The organism is Microvirga terricola (assembly GCF_011777495.1).
In the GTDB taxonomy this organism is placed as follows: domain Bacteria; phylum Pseudomonadota; class Alphaproteobacteria; order Rhizobiales; family Beijerinckiaceae; genus Microvirga; species Microvirga terricola.
The window spans coordinates 501825-518700 of record NZ_JAATJS010000003.1; the positions used below are offsets into that span (position 1 = coordinate 501825).

Annotated in this window: 16 protein-coding genes and 1 riboswitch; of the genes, 8 read left to right on the forward strand and 8 right to left on the reverse strand. The window is 62.8% G+C overall.

Annotated elements, in window-relative coordinates:
- Positions 1-115 precede the first annotated feature (115 nt).
- The gene (locus tag HB375_RS10745) at positions 116-802 is read left to right on the forward strand and encodes a Crp/Fnr family transcriptional regulator (RefSeq protein ID WP_167672978.1); all 687 of its coding nucleotides are present in this window, start codon (positions 116-118) and stop codon (positions 800-802) included.
- Positions 803-805: 3 nt separating this feature from the next.
- Here HB375_RS10745 and HB375_RS10750 read toward each other — a convergent pair whose 3' ends face one another.
- The 5 genes from HB375_RS10750 to HB375_RS10770 form a co-directional block, all read right to left on the reverse strand.
- A complete protein-coding gene (locus HB375_RS10750) occupies positions 806-1255 on the reverse strand; it encodes an NUDIX hydrolase (protein WP_167672979.1) in 450 nt (149 codons plus the stop codon).
- 78 nt (positions 1256-1333) lie between these two features.
- Entirely contained in the window at positions 1334-3094 is a 1761-nt protein-coding gene (locus HB375_RS10755; RefSeq protein WP_167672980.1) for a chloride channel protein, read from the reverse strand.
- Between the two features lie 6 nt (positions 3095-3100).
- Positions 3101-4411 (reverse strand): ABC transporter ATP-binding protein, encoded by a 1311-nt coding sequence (locus HB375_RS10760; RefSeq protein WP_167672981.1) that lies wholly within the window; start codon positions 4409-4411, stop codon positions 3101-3103.
- A gap of 11 nt (positions 4412-4422) precedes the next feature.
- Positions 4423-6183 carry an ABC transporter permease gene (locus HB375_RS10765; RefSeq protein WP_167672982.1) on the reverse strand — a complete coding sequence of 587 codons (1761 nt, stop codon included), beginning with the start codon at positions 6181-6183 and terminating at the stop codon, positions 4423-4425.
- Positions 6184-6274: 91 nt separating this feature from the next.
- Positions 6275-6946 carry a TetR/AcrR family transcriptional regulator gene (locus tag HB375_RS10770; RefSeq protein WP_167672983.1) on the reverse strand — a complete coding sequence of 224 codons (672 nt, stop codon included), beginning with the start codon at positions 6944-6946 and terminating at the stop codon, positions 6275-6277.
- A 142-nt stretch (positions 6947-7088) separates the two neighbouring features.
- Here HB375_RS10770 and HB375_RS10775 point away from each other — a divergent pair, with 142 nt between their 5' ends.
- Together HB375_RS10775 and HB375_RS10780 are read left to right on the forward strand one after the other, a co-directional pair.
- Entirely contained in the window at positions 7089-8303 is a 1215-nt protein-coding gene (locus HB375_RS10775; protein ID WP_167672984.1) for an HlyD family secretion protein, read from the forward strand.
- Positions 8304-8308: 5 nt separating this feature from the next.
- Complete coding sequence (locus tag HB375_RS10780) at positions 8309-9907, forward strand: DHA2 family efflux MFS transporter permease subunit (protein WP_167672985.1); 1599 nt, start codon at positions 8309-8311, stop codon at positions 9905-9907.
- A gap of 10 nt (positions 9908-9917) precedes the next feature.
- On the opposite strand, the gene HB375_RS10785 is transcribed toward HB375_RS10780, so the two are convergent.
- Positions 9918-10349: a DUF1801 domain-containing protein gene (locus HB375_RS10785; protein WP_167672986.1), complete on the reverse strand. Its 432-nt coding sequence runs from the start codon at positions 10347-10349 to the stop codon at positions 9918-9920.
- Positions 10350-10394: 45 nt separating this feature from the next.
- Positions 10395-11072: a methyltransferase family protein gene (locus tag HB375_RS10790; RefSeq protein WP_167672987.1), complete on the reverse strand. Its 678-nt coding sequence runs from the start codon at positions 11070-11072 to the stop codon at positions 10395-10397.
- Between the two features lie 232 nt (positions 11073-11304).
- On the opposite strand from HB375_RS10790, the gene HB375_RS10795 reads away from it, so the two are divergent.
- From HB375_RS10795 to HB375_RS10805, 3 genes are all read left to right on the forward strand, one after another.
- Complete coding sequence (locus HB375_RS10795; RefSeq protein ID WP_167672988.1) at positions 11305-12534, forward strand: hypothetical protein; 1230 nt, start codon at positions 11305-11307, stop codon at positions 12532-12534.
- Entirely contained in the window at positions 12534-13118 is a 585-nt protein-coding gene (locus HB375_RS10800; RefSeq protein ID WP_167672989.1) for a protein-S-isoprenylcysteine O-methyltransferase, read from the forward strand. Before HB375_RS10795 ends, HB375_RS10800 begins: the two co-directional genes overlap by 1 nt.
- A gap of 521 nt (positions 13119-13639) precedes the next feature.
- Complete coding sequence (locus HB375_RS10805; RefSeq protein WP_167672990.1) at positions 13640-14281, forward strand: hypothetical protein; 642 nt, start codon at positions 13640-13642, stop codon at positions 14279-14281.
- 47 nt (positions 14282-14328) lie between these two features.
- Here HB375_RS10805 and HB375_RS10810 read toward each other — a convergent pair whose 3' ends face one another.
- Positions 14329-14826 (reverse strand): 6,7-dimethyl-8-ribityllumazine synthase, encoded by a 498-nt coding sequence (locus HB375_RS10810; protein WP_167672991.1) that lies wholly within the window; start codon positions 14824-14826, stop codon positions 14329-14331.
- An 87-nt stretch (positions 14827-14913) separates the two neighbouring features.
- A riboswitch (FMN riboswitch) is annotated at positions 14914-15065 on the reverse strand.
- Between the two features lie 138 nt (positions 15066-15203).
- Here HB375_RS10810 and HB375_RS10815 point away from each other — a divergent pair.
- Both HB375_RS10815 and HB375_RS10820 read left to right on the forward strand, forming a co-directional pair.
- Positions 15204-15569, forward strand: a complete 366-nt coding sequence (locus HB375_RS10815; protein WP_167672992.1) for a hypothetical protein — start codon at positions 15204-15206, stop codon at positions 15567-15569.
- Positions 15570-15744: 175 nt separating this feature from the next.
- Positions 15745-16875: an ABC transporter ATP-binding protein gene (locus tag HB375_RS10820; protein ID WP_343232392.1), complete on the forward strand. Its 1131-nt coding sequence runs from the start codon at positions 15745-15747 to the stop codon at positions 16873-16875.
- Position 16876: the final 1 nt, after the last annotated feature.

The following is a 16876-nucleotide window of genomic DNA, read 5'->3' on the forward strand; positions in this document are numbered from 1 at the left end:
AGCCGCGTCAGAAATGGCGCGGCTCTTTTTTTGCTTTGAACGGCCCTATATGGTCCCCCAGCGAGCTTGGCCTTTTCAGGGCTCGTCGACGGACGATGGATAAAGGGAACTGCCGATGGCGCGGCTTTCCGGCGTTATGCTCTTCAAGGGTCTGGACATCGACCTCGCTCCTTTCGAGGCGCGGTCGACGTGGCGGCGTTTCGACCCGGAGGAAATTCTGGTCGACTTCGACGACCTGACCACGGACGTCTACTTCCTGCTGTCGGGCGATGTGCGCGTGCTCATGCGCACCGCGGCCGGCAAGGAGGTCATTCTGGACGAGATGCGTCCCGGCGAGCTTTTCGGCGAACTGGCGGCGCTCGACGGCGTCAAGCGCTCGGCCAACGTCACGGCGCTGACCCGCGGCGAAGCATGCGTGATGCCGGCCTCCGTGTTTCGCGAAATCGTCTTCTCCAACAAGGCGGTGGCGGAGCGGCTGTTCTGCCTCATGTCCTCGCGCATTCGCGAACTCAACGCGCGTTTCGTCGAGCAGACTGTGCTCGATCTGCGGCATCGACTCTATTCCGAACTTCTTCGCCTCTCGACGCCGCGTGGCGACAAGGGCAGCGAGCGGGTCATCACCCCGCCGCCCTTCCACCACATCATGGCCGCCCGCATCGGCTGCCGTCGCGAACAGGTGACGCGCGAGTTCTCGATGATGTCTCACGAGGGGCTGATCGAGCGCACGCGCGGCGCGCTGATCCTCCGCAATCCGGACGTCCTGCGCGAGCGGGTGGCGGAAGCACTGCGTGAGGACGCGTAAAGCTCAGGCGGCGACGAGCCCGGCTACCATCTTCGCCATGTTTTCCGGAAAGACCGTCTCGGCCGTGGTCCGCAACTCGTGCAGCGTCCACCAGCGGTGATCGGCCATCACCTCGACTTCCTCGGCGGTCCAGCTCTCGGTCGAGAGCGCGTTGTCCGCGGTGCGAGCGACGAAGAAGCGCTCTTCGGCGATGACATGCTCGCCGTCTGAGAACTGGAGGATGAATTCGCGTTCCGCGACATGCGGCTCGATAATGTCGGTCTTAAAGCCCGTTTCTTCCGCGAGTTCGCGGCGCGCGGCGTCGATGAAACTCTCGCCGGGGTCGAGGCCGCCGCCCGGCGTCGCCCAATAATCCTGGCCCGCGAGCGCGCCGCTCTTGTGCGCGAAGCGGAAGAGAAGGACGCGGTTTTGCGCATCCAACACGATCAGCCGGGCCGAGGGACGTCGCCGCATGGGATTCCTTCAAAGCGCAACGAGTTTTCGTGACGGTATCACGAAGGGGCGAGGCGCTGCACTACGCGAAAACTACGCTTAAAGGCTGAGGCCCAGATCGTCCCGCCGCTGGGCGTCGAGAATGGCGGAAGCGGAGGCGAAGGCGTCTCGTGCGCGGACGCAGCCGACGAGGTTGAGATTGTTGGCCGGGTCGATGACCGCCACCGTGGGCCGGTCGTCATGCTGAAAGATCTCGAGCAATTCCTCCAGCGTTGTCCCGGGCGTCACGGCAGGGCCCGTTTCGTAGATGAGATCGGCAGCGACGATGGGAAGGTGCTCTCTTTCAGCGGAAGCGATCTCGACGAGGCGGGGATCGATGAGGCCGACAAAGGCTCCCCCGAGCGAATAGACTGCCGTGCCGCGACCTCCCGCCGTGGAGACTGCGCGCAATACCTCGTCGAGCGCGGCGTTCGTTGCTAGCGAACGCTTCGGCGCTTTGATGAGAGGCGTGATGGGGGAGGCGGCAAGGCGCGACACGTCGTGGCCGCCTTCGATGGCAAGCCCGCGCTGCTGGAAGCGCCAGGTCGCGAAGGAATAGCCGAAGAGTCGATCCGTAAGGAATGAAGCCGTCACCGCGCCGATGGCAACGACGATGGCGGCGTCGAAATCGCCGGTCGTTTCGAGTACGAGGAAGATCATCGTCAGCGGGCAGCCGATCACGCTCGCGCCAACCGAGGCCATGCCGACCACGGCGCAAAGGGCTGGCTCCATGGGTGGGCTGCCGGAAATCGCACCGCCAATCCAGGACAGAACCTGTCCGAGAAGAGCGCCCATGAGCAGTGACGCGCTGAACAGACCGCCCTTGAACCCGCCGCCGAGGCTGGCAGGCGAGGCCAGCGCCTTCGCCCCGAGCAGGCCCAGGGCGTGCGGCCCGACGATGTCGCCATTGACCGCGTGATCGATGGCGGCATGGCCGCTGCCGAGGACGGCGGGGAAGCGGACGGACAACAAGGTGAGCACCAGCGCGGCGGTGATGCGGCGGAGCGTCTCGTATTTGAAGAGACGCTTGAGAAACCGCTCGAAGGTGGTGACGAGAAGCATCACGCCGATGCCCATGAAGGCCGAGATGGCTCCGATCAGAACCGCCAGGGGATAGTCCGACCAGGAAACCGCGGTTTCGAGGATCAGGTTGAACGGCTTCGCCTGTCCGGTCAGCAGCCACACGGTGATGACGGCAGCGATGGCTGCAAGGCCGACCGGTGCGAGCGTGCGTTTGGAATAGGTGCCGAGGATGAGCTCAAACGCATAGAGCATGCCCGCAATCGGTGCGCGATAGGCGGCTGCAATGGCCGCGGCCGCGCCCGCGCCGACGAGCACCCGCACATCGGAGCGCGGCCGTCCGATCTTTTTGCCGAGACGGCTGGCGAGAACTGCGCCGAGCTGCGTCACGGCAGCCTCGATCCCCACCGAGGCTCCGAAAGACACCGACGCCATGATGGGAAGCACGACGGCGAGGGCATCGTACCAGCCGATGCTGCCACCATGGAGCGCGTTGGCTTCCACCGCGTCGATAGGCTCGCGCTTTTTCAGGCGAGACGCGCGCGAGAGGATCGTCACGAGAATGGCGCCGGCTGTCAGTGCCAAAGCAATGCGCAGATAGGAGGCCTGCTCGGGCAGGGCGATCCGATGCTCCGCCGCAAAGCCAAGCGTGGCGCGCTGCGCGACAATGACGAAGCCCTGGACAGCGGCGACGATGAGCCCCGCCGCTACGCCAAGGCCGGTGGAGAACGCGACGAGCCGGAACGAGCCCGTCGGCTTTCTGATCGGAGGAACGGGAGAGATCCGCCGTTCGGGGCTCATGGTTCTTTAAGCCGGGTTCTCGAGGCTGAAAACGCCCGTCGTCTCGTCATAGGCGAGAAGCTCGGCGTAGCGCGCCCAGGCGACCGCCGTCCGCAATGTCTGCTCTGCGTATGCTTCGGACATGGTGTCCTCCAACTCATCGAGAAAACGTCGCGCGGGCGCGCGATGCGTCACGCGCTCGTCGAGGATGCGTTTGATATGCGCGACGAGCGGCACGTAAGACAGCAAGTGCTGCGCGAACAATCGCTTGCGCTCCTCCAAGTCGGCAGTGGCGAATTGGCGTCCTGCCGATGTGAGCATCACGTCGCCGCCCTCGACCTCCGCGAAACGGAGGAGCTGTAGCGTTTCGGTGATGGGGAACAGGTCGTCGATTTCGAGATGAAGTTCGCTTGCCAGTTCCGGCATGTCGGCCTTGCCGTCGTAGGGCGGCGCGTCGACCATTTCGACGAGGCCCGCGAGCCGGTTAGTCGAGACGCTCGGCAGGACCATGTTGATGCCCATGCCGGGAAAAACGCCTTCGCGCGGCGGGGCAGGTTTCTTCAGCGTCAGGCGCGCATAGATGTCTTCCACGATGTCGCGGAAAGCGGGGTCTTGCCGGTCGCGCGGCTGGGGCAGATCGACCTTGATCTCGGCGACGATGTGACCCGGGTTCGCGTCGAAGACGAGAATGCGGTCGCACATCAGCACGGCCTCTTCGATGTTGTGCGTGACCATCAGGATCGATTGAATCGGCATCCGGCCTTCGAACCAGATGTCGAGTAGGTCGGTTCGCAAGGTTTCGGCGGTGAGCACGTCGAGCGCAGAGAATGGCTCGTCCATCAAAAGCACCTTAGGATGCACCACAAGCGCCCGCGCCAGGCCCACGCGCTGGCGCATGCCGCCTGACAGTTCTTTCGGATAGGCTGTCTCGAATCCGTCGAGTCCGATCAGGTCGATGGCGGCGAGCGCGCGGGAGCGGCGCTCCTCCACCGGCGTGCCGATGGCTTCAAGCCCGATCTCGACGTTTTCGAGCACCGACAGCCATGGAAAGAGCGCGAAGGATTGAAACACCATCGCCACTTCGCTTGCCGGACCGGAGACAGACTTGCCGTCGATCTCGACATCGCCGCCGCTCGGCGGCATGAGCCCGGCAATGATGCGCAACAGGGTCGATTTGCCGGAGCCTGATCGCCCCAGAAGCGCAACGATCTCGTTGTCCTTCAACGTCAGGTTCACGTCGTCGAGCACCAAAAGGTCGCTCACGGCTCCCTTGTGATAGAGATGCCGCAAGCGCTCGACCCGGACGAGAGGATGATCGGAGACGACGGGAGCATCCATGGCGCGGTCCTTCAGTTGAGACGCATCCGCTGCTCGGCGAAGCGATAGAGCGGACGCCACAGCAACTGGTTCAGTGCAACGACGAACATCGACATCACGGCAACTCCCAAAACGACGCGCGGGAAATCGCCCGCATCGGTCGCATCGGCGATATAGGCGCCGAGCCCCGCCGCGTGCAGTTTCACGTCGCCCCAGCTCGCCACTTCCGCCACGATGCTGGCGTTCCACGATCCGCCGGATGCGGTGAGCGCGCCGGTAACGAAATAGGGAAAGATCCCCGGCAGCATGACTCTGCGCCACCAATTCCAGTGCCGCACACGGAAGATCGTGGAGACTTCCCGCAGGTCAGTCGGAAAAGCGCTCGCGCCCGCGATGACGTTGAAGAGGATGTACCATTGGGTGCCGAGGATCATCAGGGGCGAGAGCCAGATGTTCGGATTGAGCTTGAACGTGACGATGAGCACGACCACGAAGGGAAACAGCACGTTGGCGGGAAAAGCAGCGAGAAACTGCGCTACGGGTTGCACCCGCTGCGCGACCGCCGGGCGAGGGCCGATCCAGACGCCGATCGGCACCCAGATCAGGCTTGCGAGCGCGATCAGAATGATGACACGCGAAAGCGTCAGGCCACCGGCCGTCACGGCCTGACGCAGATCGTCGAAAGACAGCGTGGCGCTGACATAATCGATGATCAGCCACAGCATATAGCCGGTCGCCGCGAGGACGAGCGCGATCCAAAGGATGTCGATGGTCCGTTCCGTCTCGGGGGAGGGCTTCAACAGGCGGCTGCTCTGTTCGGGCATTTTGATCCGGTCGATCCATTCGCTCACGATCTCGAACAGCCACGACACGGGGAGCGCCAGGCGACGGATGAGGTGCGTTCGGCGCACGAGGTCATAAACCCATGAGCGCGGTCGCTGCTGTGCGGCGGTCTGCTCGGCGCGGAACTTGTCGGCCCATGCCACGATGGGGCGGAAGACGAGCTGATCGTAGAGCAGGATGACGACGCCGATGGCGAAGACGGCGAGCGCGATGGCCTTGAGATCCTTGTGCTCGATGGCGAGTGCAAGCCACGCGCCGATGCCCGGCAGCAGGATCTTGGTATCGCCGACCGAAATAGCCTCCGATGCGACGACGAAGAACCAACTGCCCGACATGGACATCATGGCGTTCCACACCAGTCCCGGCGTGGCGAATGGTGCTTCGAGCCGCCAGAAGCGCAGCCAGGGCGAAAGGCGGAAATGGCGCGCAACCTCATCGAGATCGCGCGGCACCGTGCGCAGCGATTGGTAGAACGAGAAGGCCATGTTCCAGGCCTGCGCCGTGAAGATGGCGAAGATCGCCGCCAGCTCCGCCCCCATCTGACTGCCGGGAAAGAGGCCGAGGAAGAAGACCACCGTGAAGGTGAGAAAGCCGAGGACCGGGACCGATTGCAGAATGTCGAGGGCAGGGATGATGACCAGCTCGGCCCGGCGACTCTTGGCGGCAAGCGTGGCGACCATGAAGGTGAAAACGAGCGACGCGCCCATGGCGGCAAACATCCGCAGGGTCGTGCGCAGCGCGTATTCCGGTAACAGGGACGGATCGAGCGAGACGGGCGTGATGTCGAGCTGCATCAGCGGCGCCCGCATTTCCCGCGCGCCATGAATCACCGCCACGCCGACACCGACGACGATGGCAAGCGCCACCAGATCGTAAAGGTTGGGTCTGAGATCGATGCGGCCGAAGCCGAGGGGACGGCGGGCTGCATCGAGGATCGGGCGGGTGATCATGATTCACCTCGGGGCCACCGTCGTCGACGAGAGCGGGTGAGCCGGCCTCGCAGCGCTTATGCGACCTGAAGTGTTTCTCTCACCCCCGGCGTCAAGGGAGCACGGGCGCATCCTTCGGCCCGTAGGCTGCGAAGAAAACCCGCAGGGCGTTCTCAACGTTCCTCGTGATTTCGTCCTCGGTCGGACTGCCGCCCGCCGCGAAGAGCAGACGGCTCAGCAGGCTCGATTTGCAGAGGTCGAGGAAATGCTGTGCGGCGACGCTGGTATCCTCGATGGACAACCGCCCCGCCGCCACCTGCTTGTCGAAATAGGCGCTCAGCCGAGCGATGCCCTGGCAGGGACCCGCGTCGAAAAAGATCTGGCCGATCCGCGGAAATTTTTCCGCCGCGCCGATCACCATGCGCACCGAGGATACATGCGCCGGATTAGCCATCAGCCGGAGATAGCTGAGCCCCAGCCGCGACAGGACGCCGCGCACATCCGGATTGTCGGCATCGAGGGTAAAGAGAACTTCCGCGAGGCCCTGCTTCTCCTCCGTCGTCAGGGCCTCGAACAGCTTCTCCTTGCTGTCGAAATAGACATAGAGCGTGCCCTTGGAGACGCCGGCGGCCTTGGCGATTTCGCCCATGCTGGCCCCATTGAAGCCCTCCGCGAGAAACACCTGTCGCGCACCGTCCAGAATCTGGCGGCGCTTGGACGTGTCCAGGTTTCCCTCGGGGAGGGAATCTTCTGCTTTCGCAGGGGATTCGTGGATCTCAGACATGTGCGATTTATCACATCAAACGCTATTGACCGAACCGTTCAGTCAAATCATATAGACGCTGTATTCAGATTCTGCTAGACCCCTGATTGAGTTATTGACCGAACGGTTCGGTCACGACGCGGCGGTCACGAGGATTTCGGGAATGGCTTACCGGGAAGAATTCGCAAAGGCCGAGGAGCGGGGACCCGCCGTGGAAGGCAAGGTGTCCGACCTGCCGCCGGAAGCCCCTGCCGCGAAGGTCGAAGCCGAGGCTCCGCAGGCTCCTGCGATGAAGCCGAAGGGCAAGCTCGGCAAGAGGCCGGTGATCATGGCCGTGCTGGCCGCGGCGCTCGCCTTCGGTGGCTACGAGGGATTTCATTGGTGGACGGTCGGGCGCTTCATGGTGTCGACCGACGACGCCTATGTGCAGGCGGACATCACGATCCTGTCCGCCAAGGTTTCGGGCTATGTCTCGTCGCTCGCCGTCACCAACAACCAGAGCGTCAAGGTGGGCGACCTGATCGCCAAGATCGATGACGGCGACTACCGTCTTGCGCTGCAATCGGCCAAGGACAAGCTTGCCACGCAAGCCAGCACCATCACCCGCATCGGCCGCCAGATCGAGGCCGGCAAGGCTTCCGTGGTGCAGGCGCAGGCGCAGATCGCCGCTGCGCAGGCGGATTCCGAACGTGCCGAGGCGGATTACAGCCGCCAGCTCCAGCTCTCGCAGGCGAATTACGCCAGCAAGGCAACCTTCGATGCGGCCAAGGCGGCCCGCGATCGCTCCGACGCGAACGTGAAGAGCGCCGAGGCGGCGCTCACCGCCGCGCAGGCGAATGTCGCCGTGCTCTCCGCCCAGCAGGTGGAAGCGCAGCGCGTTGCCGCCGAGTTGCAGACCTCGGTCGACAAGGCCCAGCGCGATCTCTCGTTCACGGAAATCCGCGCACCGCTCGATGGCGTGATCGGCAACAAGGCAGTCGAGGTCGGCACCTATGTGCAGCCCGGCGCGCGCCTTGCCGCGCTGGTTCCGCTCGCCAACGTGCACGTGGATGCCAACTTCAAGGAAACGCAGTTGAAGCGCCTCGAGCCGGGCCAGAAGGTGCATATCGAGGTCGATGCCTATCCCAACAAGGATATCGTCGGCACGGTGGAGAGCGTTTCGCCGGCCGCCGGCGCGGTGTTCAGCCTGCTGCCACCTGAGAACGCGACCGGCAACTTCACCAAGATCGTCCAGCGCGTGCCCGTGCGCGTCACCGTGAATCCTGACATCGCCCGCCAGGGACTGCTGCGTCCCGGAATGTCGGTGGTCGTGAGCGTTGATACGCGCGGTGACGAGCCCTCCAAGACCGCGAGCTTGAAGGGGACTCTCAAAGAGTAACCGCCATGGCCGCATCCGCCGCCCTTGCAGGCAAGCCGTCAGGTTCCATGCCCGTCGCGAAGTCCACGTCGCTCGACCGTCGTCGGACCTTCGCATTCTTCTGCATGGTCTTCGGCATGTTCATGGCGATCCTGGACATCCAGATCGTCTCGGCGTCGCTTGCGGAAATTCAGGCGGGCCTCTCGGCCTCGTCGGATGAAATCTCCTGGGTACAGACGAGCTACCTGATTGCGGAGGTCATCATGATCCCGCTCTCGGGCACGCTCTCGCGCGTGCTCTCGACGCGGTGGATGTTCGTCATCGCGTCCGGCGGCTTCACGCTCATGAGCTTCATGTGCGCCACCTCGACCTCCATCGAACAGATGATCCTGTGGCGCGCGCTGCAGGGCTTCATCGGCGGCGGCATGATCCCGACGGTGTTCGCTTCGGCCTTCACCATCTTCCCGCCGGAGAAGCGGCCCGTGATCTCGCCAATCATCGGTCTCGTGGCGACGCTCGCGCCGACGGTGGGTCCGACCATCGGCGGCTATCTCACCGATCTGTTTTCCTGGCATTGGCTGTTTCTGGTCAACATCGTGCCCGGAATCTTCGTGACGATCTCGACCTATCTGCTGGTCGATTTCGACGAGCCGAATTTCGATCTGTTCAAGACCTTCGACTGGGCGGGTCTTGGCTTCATGGCGCTCTTCCTCGGCAGTCTCGAATACGTGCTGGAAGAGGGGCCGATCAACGACTGGTTCCAGGACGATATGGTGCTGGTGCTGACCGTTTTGTGTGTGGTGGCGGCACTGGCCTTCTTCTATCGCGTCTTCACCGCAAGGCACCCGATCGTGGACCTGCGCGCTTTCGCCGACCGCAACTTCATGGCCGGTTCCGGATTCAGTTTCATCATGGGTATCGGCCTTTACGGCCTGACCTATCTCTACCCGGTCTATCTCGGACGAGTGCGCGGATATTCATCGCTGCAGATCGGCGAGACCATGTTCGTGTCGGGCGCGTGCATGTTCCTCACCGCACCCATCGCGGGCATGCTATCGCGCAAACTCGATCCGCGCGTCATGATGGCGATGGGCTTTACGTCGTTCGCCATCGGCACCTGGATCATGTCCGGGCTGACGAAGGACTGGGACTTTTGGGAACTCTTCCTGCCGCAGATCTTCCGCGGCGTTGGCCTGATGATCTGCATGGTGCCGATCAACAACATCGCGCTCGGCACTTTGCCGCCGGAGCGCATCAAGAACGCGTCGGGTCTCTACAATCTCACCCGCAATCTCGGTGGTGCAGTTGGGCTGGCGTTGATCAACACCATGATCAACGACCGTTGGGACCTCCACCTCACACGCCTGCGCGAGAACGTGAGCTGGGACCGCTGGACGGCCGTCGAGACCCTGAACAACATGACCACGAAGTTTCAGAGTCTCGGCTCGGACGCGCAAGCGGCGGCGATCAAGACCATGTCGAACATGTTGCGCAAGCAGGCGCTCGTGATGTCGTTCGCGGACGTGTTCCTGCTGCTGACGGTTCTCTTCCTCGGCCTGCTCCTGGCGCTGCCCTTCATCAAGAAACCCCGCGCCGCGCCTGCGGGAGGCGGCGGCGGGCACTAATGGCCCGCTGCTACCGTTTGCCCGCCGACCGCTTTGCGGCTGAGGACGTGTTCAGGGCCGCGGCGGCGCGAATGAGCGTCATTAATGCCTTTTCATCGATCTCGTCGCTCTCATGAAGGTCGATGGCGCGTCTGGTGTTGCCTTCAAGGCTGGAGTTGAAGAGGCGCGAAGGGTCCTCCAACGAGGCGCCCTTGGCAAAGGTCAGCTTCACGACATTCTTATACGTCTCACCGGTGCAGATGATTCCGGCGTGTGACCACACCGGAATCCCTCTCCACTTCCACTCCTCGACCACTTCGGGATCAGCTTGCTTGATGAGAGCGCGGACCCGGGCGAGCGTCTCGCCCCGCCAATCACCCAACTCCTTGATTCTCGCATTGATCAGCTGAGAGGGAGAGTCTCCTCCGGTTCCTTCTGCCGAGCCGCTCTTCGCCTTCTGCATGGTCGTTGTCGCTCCCCGTCATTTGAGTATCGTCTAGGCCCAATCTTACCACAGGCCCGGGATGAACCGCGACGTGCGGCGGCAATAGGCGTCGTATTCCGCTCCGAACTGCTGCCGCAGCAATCGCTCCTCAGCGCGGATGCGCGCCAGAAGCGGCACAAGCAAAAGCGCGGTGAGCAGCACGCCGACGCCTGAGCGGAAGGCCAGTGCCCATCCGAGCGAATTGATCAAAAGTCCCAGATAGCTCGGATGACGGATGATTCCGTAGATGCCGGTCGTGACTAGCTCATGCCCCGGCTGGATGGCCACAAGCCCGCTGAAACGGCGACCGAGCACGAAGACCGGCCAGATCCGCAAAACGCCGCCGAGCGCGAAGAGAACGACGCCGACCCAACGGACGGCTTCTCCATCCAGAACCCAAAAGTCCTTCTGGTCCGTATAGGCGGGGAGAATGGCGATCAGCAGGCCGAGCACCCCAAACGCCGCGAGCACCCCAAACGCCGCGAGCACCCAGCGATTGGCGCGGTCCTCACACACGCCGGGGCTGAGATTCCCGCTCGTAAACAGAGCTGCGATGGTCAGCGCGAAGAGAACGACGGTGAGGGCGATGAGGGGAGGGTGCGAGAAGAAGGCTCCGAGGCCGCCTGCGCCGAGGATGGCAAGCCCGAGATAGGCCAGCGTTCCGACGATGGCCAAAAGGGCCATTCCGGGTGTGAGCTGCATCGGTCGCCTCACTCAAGACACATCTGTCGTCCTGATATCGGCCTCTCGGCGGAGCGGCTCAAGGGAGACCCTTGGCCGAGTTTCCACAGCCGTGGCTTGCCGATAAAATTTTTGGTGTCACACTTGCCGGACGGTGCATCATCACCGTTCGACTACTCTGGCGTGTCCTCCAAACAACATTAGAACAATCGCGCCGGAGCCCATCGTGGCGGGCCTGCAATCTGGGGAAGGAATGGCGGAGCCTTCGATCACCAAGCGTCTCGTCTACCATGTGGGCGGATATGACCCCACCGAGCCTCGCGCGGTCCATCAGCGATTCGCGCGGGAGTTGAGTCGTTTTCGGACGACATGGTCCGTGACCGCGACCCTGTCCGAGCCCGTCGTTCAGGACGACACCGCCTCCTGGCAGGTGGCGACCTGGGGGCCGAACTGGCGCGTCGAAACAGAATATCGCCTGTTGCGATGGGATGATGTCATCAAGCAAGCCGAGCACCGGCCCATGTGGCGGCGCATCCCGCTTGCGCTCCTAGCCTTCGCGGATTTCGTCGCTTCCGGCGCGCTGTGGGGGTATTTTCGCTTCAATTGGCGCTATGCGGGGTTTTTCCTCTATCCGTTCGTGCTGTTTGCGATGCTCGCGGCCCTGGCCTTCGTTACCGGGCGGCTCGCGGGCGATGCCGCCGGTTCGGTCCTCGTCGGCTGGGGCGTGGGTCTTGCCGCCTTCGCCCTGCTGATGGTCTGGCCCGCGCGGCAGTTCTATCTGCCGCTTCTCTTCGACGACTGGATTTTCTCACGAGGCTACATCCGCGGGCATGAGAAGCTGCTCGAAGCGCGGCTCGACAGGGTCGCCCGCGACCTCGTCACCAGCGCGCGGGACAGTGATGTGGACGAGATTTTGGTGATCGGCCACAGCCTCGGCGCGGTGCTCGCGGTCGATCTGGTCGACCGGGCTCTCCCGCTCGATCCCGCCCTCGGCAAGGGCCGCGCGCGCCTTGCCCTCGCATCGGTCGGCTCGTCGCTCCTGAAGATCGGACTGCATGGGGGCGCCACGCGGTTCCGCGCGGCGGTAGGGCGCGTGGCCTCGGCCTCCCAGGTTTTCTGGGCGGAGTATCAGGCGCTGACCGACGTGATGAATTTCTATAAGACCAACCCGGTCACCGCGATGGGGCTCGCCGTGCCGGGGCGGCCCGTGGTGCGGGTGGCGCGCATCCGCCGCATGGTGCTGCCAGCGCGCTATCGGCGCATGCGTCGTAACTTCTTCAAGGTCCATTGCCAGTTCGTCGCCGGCAACGATCAGCGGGCGTCTTACGACTACTTCATGCTTCTGTGCGGGCCGCTTTCCGTGGAGCGTCAGGTGAGTTATGCGGACGGAGCGGTCTCGGCGATCAACGACGACGGAGCCCTCCGTGAGAGTGCCGATGTCGAACCGCTTGTTTTCGAAGGCACCGTGGAGATGAGCCGTTGATGACGCCGACGATTGCCAAGACTGCGTTCGTTCTGCTCGCGGTCGGCTGGTGGGTGATGCGCATCCCGCATGTCCGGCGCTCGCGGCGTACGCCGGTCGCCCGAAGCGCGCGCGGCTGGCGTGAGATAACGCTTCTGACCATCTCGACGACGGGCCTCGGCATCATTCCGTTTCTCTACATCGCGACGGGCTTTCCGAAAGTCGCCGCCTATCCGTTTCAGCCTGTGCAGGCATCCATCGGCATCGCGGTCGCCATCGCGGCGCTGGTGATGTTCCGCCTCACGCACAAGGCGCTGGGGCGCAATTGGTCGGTCTCTCTCGAAGTCCGCGAGAACCATAAGCTCGTGACCGACGGCATCTATCGGTATGTGCGCCATCCGATGTACACCGCCTTCTGGCTCTGGGCGGTCGCGCAGGCGCTGCTTCTGCCGAATTTTGTGGCGGGTTTTTCGGGCATCGTCGGCTTCGGCACGCTCTACCTCTTCCGGGTGGCGCAGGAGGAGCGCCTCATGATCGAGGCCTTCGGCGAGCCCTATCGCACCTACATGGCCCGGACCTCCCGGCTGATCCCCTGGCTCATCTGAAAACGGCCGCTGGATAGGACAAGAGGGCTCGATCTCGAAGCTCGGCCCCTAGACTTTTCGCAAAGTGACCTATCTTAGAGGAAATACCAGCATTCCTTGAGTTATGACCAAGTGATGGCAGAGTTGCTGCGTATACTATATTCATACTCCAAAGAGTAAATATAGTAATAAGAATAACCTCTTTTTTGATACTAGTGAAAGCTTAGCGTTTATGATAGACTTCGCAAGTTAAAGGAGAGGTGTCGCGATGCAAAAAGTCGCTCTGATCACAGTTGCAACTCTTGTCGTTCTCTCGTCCACCGCTTGCGCAGGTGGTTGGTTAGGTAAGGGAAAGGCCCCGCCGCCGGCGCCCATCGCGCCCGTCATCACGAAGGGTTAATCCCAGCTTGAAGGGTCGGCGAAAGCCGACCCTCTTGCTCTCGCAAATACTAAAATTACTTCGGACTGCTTCTTCGATTATTTGTGCGTCGAGGGGCAAGGCTTGTTATCCGCGGCGCACGCTTCAATAATGGGAGCGAACCTTGCGGTACATCACGAATAAACTGACCTGGATCTTTGCCATATCCGCCGTATTCGCGGTTTCGACAACGACCGCGCAAGCTTCCAACACGAGCAGCGGCCGCATCGAGGTGGCCAGCGCGCAAAACGGCAAGGTCAAGAAACCTGCCCGCGCGGCGACAGGGCAATATTTCATCGAGTTCCGCTCGCGATATGCCCTCAGCTACGGACACACCTTCGCGATGTTCGGACGGCTGAACGCCAAGGGCAGCATCGTCGAGCGCGAAGTGGCCGGCCTTCATCCCAAGGGTGACAGTCCGGTGCCCTGGATGATCGGCCATGTCGTGCCCGTCGCCTCGGAGACGGGCCCGAGCGACGGCGATCTCGAGGAACAATATGTCTCCGCGCGCTATCGCGTGCTGCTCAACGACGCTGAATACGCGAAGGTCATTGCGTTCATCAGGAAATTGCAGGCGAACTCGCCGCTGTGGAGCGCGGTGGCCTACAACTGCAATGCCTTCGTTGCCGATATCGCCCGGTACATGGGGCTGGGAACGCCGTCCTCGACGCTGCTCTATCCGGCGGATTTCATCAACGAGTTGCGCAAAATAAACGGCGGCCGGGACCGCGCGTCGCTCGCCGATACGACTCAGCCCGTGCAGTAGAACGGGCAGGGGAGGACCGTCGCGCGACGCGGCGATCCTCCTCGCGGTTAGCCTTTTACCGGCTGTCCATAGGACGCGTCCGTGACCGCCAAACACGCGGCTGCCGCCTCGCGGCCCTTCACGTCGAAATGCGCCGTGAAGAATTCGCGGTGCGTGTCGTGCTCGTGGAAGTGCTGCGGCGTCAGGACGGCGGAGAGAACGGGGACATCCGTCTCAAGCTGCACGCGCATGAGCGCCGAGATCACCGCATCGGCCACGAATTCATGGCGATAGATGCCGCCGTCCACCACAAGCCCTGAGGCGACGATGGCGTCATATCGGCCGCTTGTTGCGAGCCGCTTCGCGAGAAGCGGGATCTCGAACGCGCCGGGCACCTGATAAAGGTCGATGGCACGGTCTGCGCCGTCTTCCGCCATCGCGGCGAGAAACGCGTCCCGGCAGCGGTCGACGATGTCCTTGTGCCAGCACGATTGAACGAAGGCGATCCGCCCCTGGCGCGCCTGCGCCCCGGAGGAGGTTTTCGAGGGTTGGTTGAGCTGATCCACGTTGGCTTCCTTATCTATGGCCTGAACATGAATCAGGGCATGCGGAAGCAGCGACGGGCCGCGGGTTGAGCGCGCGCGGGTCGCAACGACCAATCTCTTTCATCCGGACTGTGACCGTCGGCTTCGGATTTTCACCGAATCTGCTGACCTCCCCATCGGGTATGGGGAGCGCTCGCGGGCTTGTGGGATCTCGCCCACTTACCGCCGGTGGGGACTTCCACCCCGCCCTGAGATCATCACCCGCCCGGAATGGGCGAGCGGGTTTAAAGTAAGGCGTTGCGCGGGCGGTTTGCAAGCCATAGCGGCAAGCGTTGTTCGGCCTGTGTTGCAGATTAAAACCCCATGATAGGCTAGTCGCACTGAGAGAGCGAAGCGCAATGGCCGAACCGTATTCTCCATTTTCGAAGGACCTCCAGGACGTAGTCGGCCAGCGCCTAAGTATGGTGGTTTTCGTCATGGATTACTGGCAATTGGGTTTCAACGAGCACCACTTCAACGTCTATTCCAGCATCGCGGTCGCGGGGCCGGGTTGGCGGGTTCGCGATGGCGAACCTGGGTTTCGTGACCGCCTTTGCGAGCGGCTGACCTATATTGTCGCCGCTGTGTCTCGCTGTGCCGACGGCCTAACCTTTTCCTTCGATGATGGGTCTCTCATCGAGATCTCTATGCGCGAGGCCGACTATGTAGGGCCGGAGGCTTTTGAATACCGCTCCCCGAACTCAGGTAGGATGTACGTAGGCTAACAGTGGAAGGCGGCTTCTCGCCCTATCCAGTATCCGATTTTATCCATAGGGGATGGGGGTTTTAGACTGTTGTTCTCTTGCGCGGTTCATCCTAGTTTGCGAGCCAGTTTCCTGCTCAGGTTGAAGTGCCGCTACCTTGCCTCCTCCTTCCCGACAATCTGCCTCCGTCGGCGCCGTGCGCCGGTCCTTTGCGCCCTGGGCCGATTCCAGCGCCAGGCCCCTAATCCGTTTCGAGAATATCACGAAGCGGTTTGGCGACGCCGTCGCCGTGGACAACCTGTCCCTGGATATCTTCGAGGGGGAATTCTTCTGCTTGCTTGGCCCTTCAGGCTGCGGCAAGACCACCCTCATGCGGATGCTCGCCGGTTTCGAGCAGCCGACGGCCGGCCGCATTACGCTCGGCAGCGCTGACCTCGCAGGTGTGCCGCCCTACCGCCGGCCCGTGAACATGATGTTCCAGTCCTACGCGCTCTTTCCGCACATGAACGTGGAAAAGAACATCGCCTTCGGCCTGAAGCAGGACGGGCTGCCCAGGGGTGAAATTGCCTCGCGCGTGGAGGAAATGCTCCGCCTCGTGCAGTTGGAGCGCCTCGCCAAGCGTTATCCGAGCCAGCTCTCCGGCGGCCAGCGCCAGCGCGTGGCGCTCGCTCGCGCGCTCGCCAAGCGTCCGAAGCTGCTGCTTCTCGACGAACCCCTCGGCGCGCTCGACAAGAAGCTGCGCGAGGAGACCCAGTTCGAGCTGATGGATATTCAGCACGAACTCGGCATGACCTTCGTCGTCGTCACCCACGACCAGGAAGAGGCCATGACCATGGCCGACCGCATCGCGGTCATGGACCATGGGCATCTGGTGCAGGTCGCGACGCCGGGTGAGATCTACGAGCAGCCGAAGACACGCTTCATCGCGGAATTCGTCGGCGACGTGAACATTCTCGAAGGCAATGTCATGGGCCAGGAAAACGGCCTGTGGCGCGTCGCGACGCCCTCGGCGCAGGCGCCGCTGACCATCGACGACCCCGACGAGGTGCTGAATTCCGGCCAGGCGGTCGCCATCGCCGTGCGGCCGGAAAAAATGCTGATCCAGCGCGATCCTCCGCCCGCCAATGTGCCCAACGTGCTCACCGGCGAGGTGTGGGACATCGGCTATCTCGGCGATTGGACGGTCTACCGCGTCAAGCTCGCCTCGGGCGCCATCGTGCGTGTGACCCGTGCCAACGCCTCGCGCTTCGTCGAGAACCCCATCGACTGGGATGAGCAGGTCTATGTCACCTTCGCGCCGGATGCGGCGGTGATCCTGGCGGAATAGC

Excerpts from the sequence above, each read along its gene's own strand:
- HB375_RS10765 (WP_167672982.1), bottom strand. The coding sequence starts at position 6,183 with ATGATCACCCGCCCGATCCTCGATGCAGCCCGCCGTCCCCTCGGCTTC.
- HB375_RS10775 (WP_167672984.1), top strand. The coding sequence starts at position 7,089 with ATGGCTTACCGGGAAGAATTCGCAAAGGCCGAGGAGCGGGGACCCGCC.
- HB375_RS10745 (WP_167672978.1), top strand. The coding sequence starts at position 116 with ATGGCGCGGCTTTCCGGCGTTATGCTCTTCAAGGGTCTGGACATCGAC.
- HB375_RS10760 (WP_167672981.1), bottom strand. The coding sequence starts at position 4,411 with ATGGATGCTCCCGTCGTCTCCGATCATCCTCTCGTCCGGGTCGAGCGC.
- HB375_RS10755 (WP_167672980.1), bottom strand. The coding sequence starts at position 3,094 with ATGAGCCCCGAACGGCGGATCTCTCCCGTTCCTCCGATCAGAAAGCCG.
- HB375_RS10750 (WP_167672979.1), bottom strand. The coding sequence starts at position 1,255 with ATGCGGCGACGTCCCTCGGCCCGGCTGATCGTGTTGGATGCGCAAAAC.
- HB375_RS10815 (WP_167672992.1), top strand. The coding sequence starts at position 15,204 with ATGGCCGAACCGTATTCTCCATTTTCGAAGGACCTCCAGGACGTAGTC.
- HB375_RS10795 (WP_167672988.1), top strand. The coding sequence starts at position 11,305 with ATGGCGGAGCCTTCGATCACCAAGCGTCTCGTCTACCATGTGGGCGGA.
- HB375_RS10780 (WP_167672985.1), top strand. The coding sequence starts at position 8,309 with ATGGCCGCATCCGCCGCCCTTGCAGGCAAGCCGTCAGGTTCCATGCCC.
- HB375_RS10770 (WP_167672983.1), bottom strand. The coding sequence starts at position 6,946 with ATGTCTGAGATCCACGAATCCCCTGCGAAAGCAGAAGATTCCCTCCCC.
- HB375_RS10785 (WP_167672986.1), bottom strand. The coding sequence starts at position 10,349 with ATGCAGAAGGCGAAGAGCGGCTCGGCAGAAGGAACCGGAGGAGACTCT.
- HB375_RS10800 (WP_167672989.1), top strand. The coding sequence starts at position 12,534 with ATGACGCCGACGATTGCCAAGACTGCGTTCGTTCTGCTCGCGGTCGGC.
- HB375_RS10790 (WP_167672987.1), bottom strand. The coding sequence starts at position 11,072 with ATGCAGCTCACACCCGGAATGGCCCTTTTGGCCATCGTCGGAACGCTG.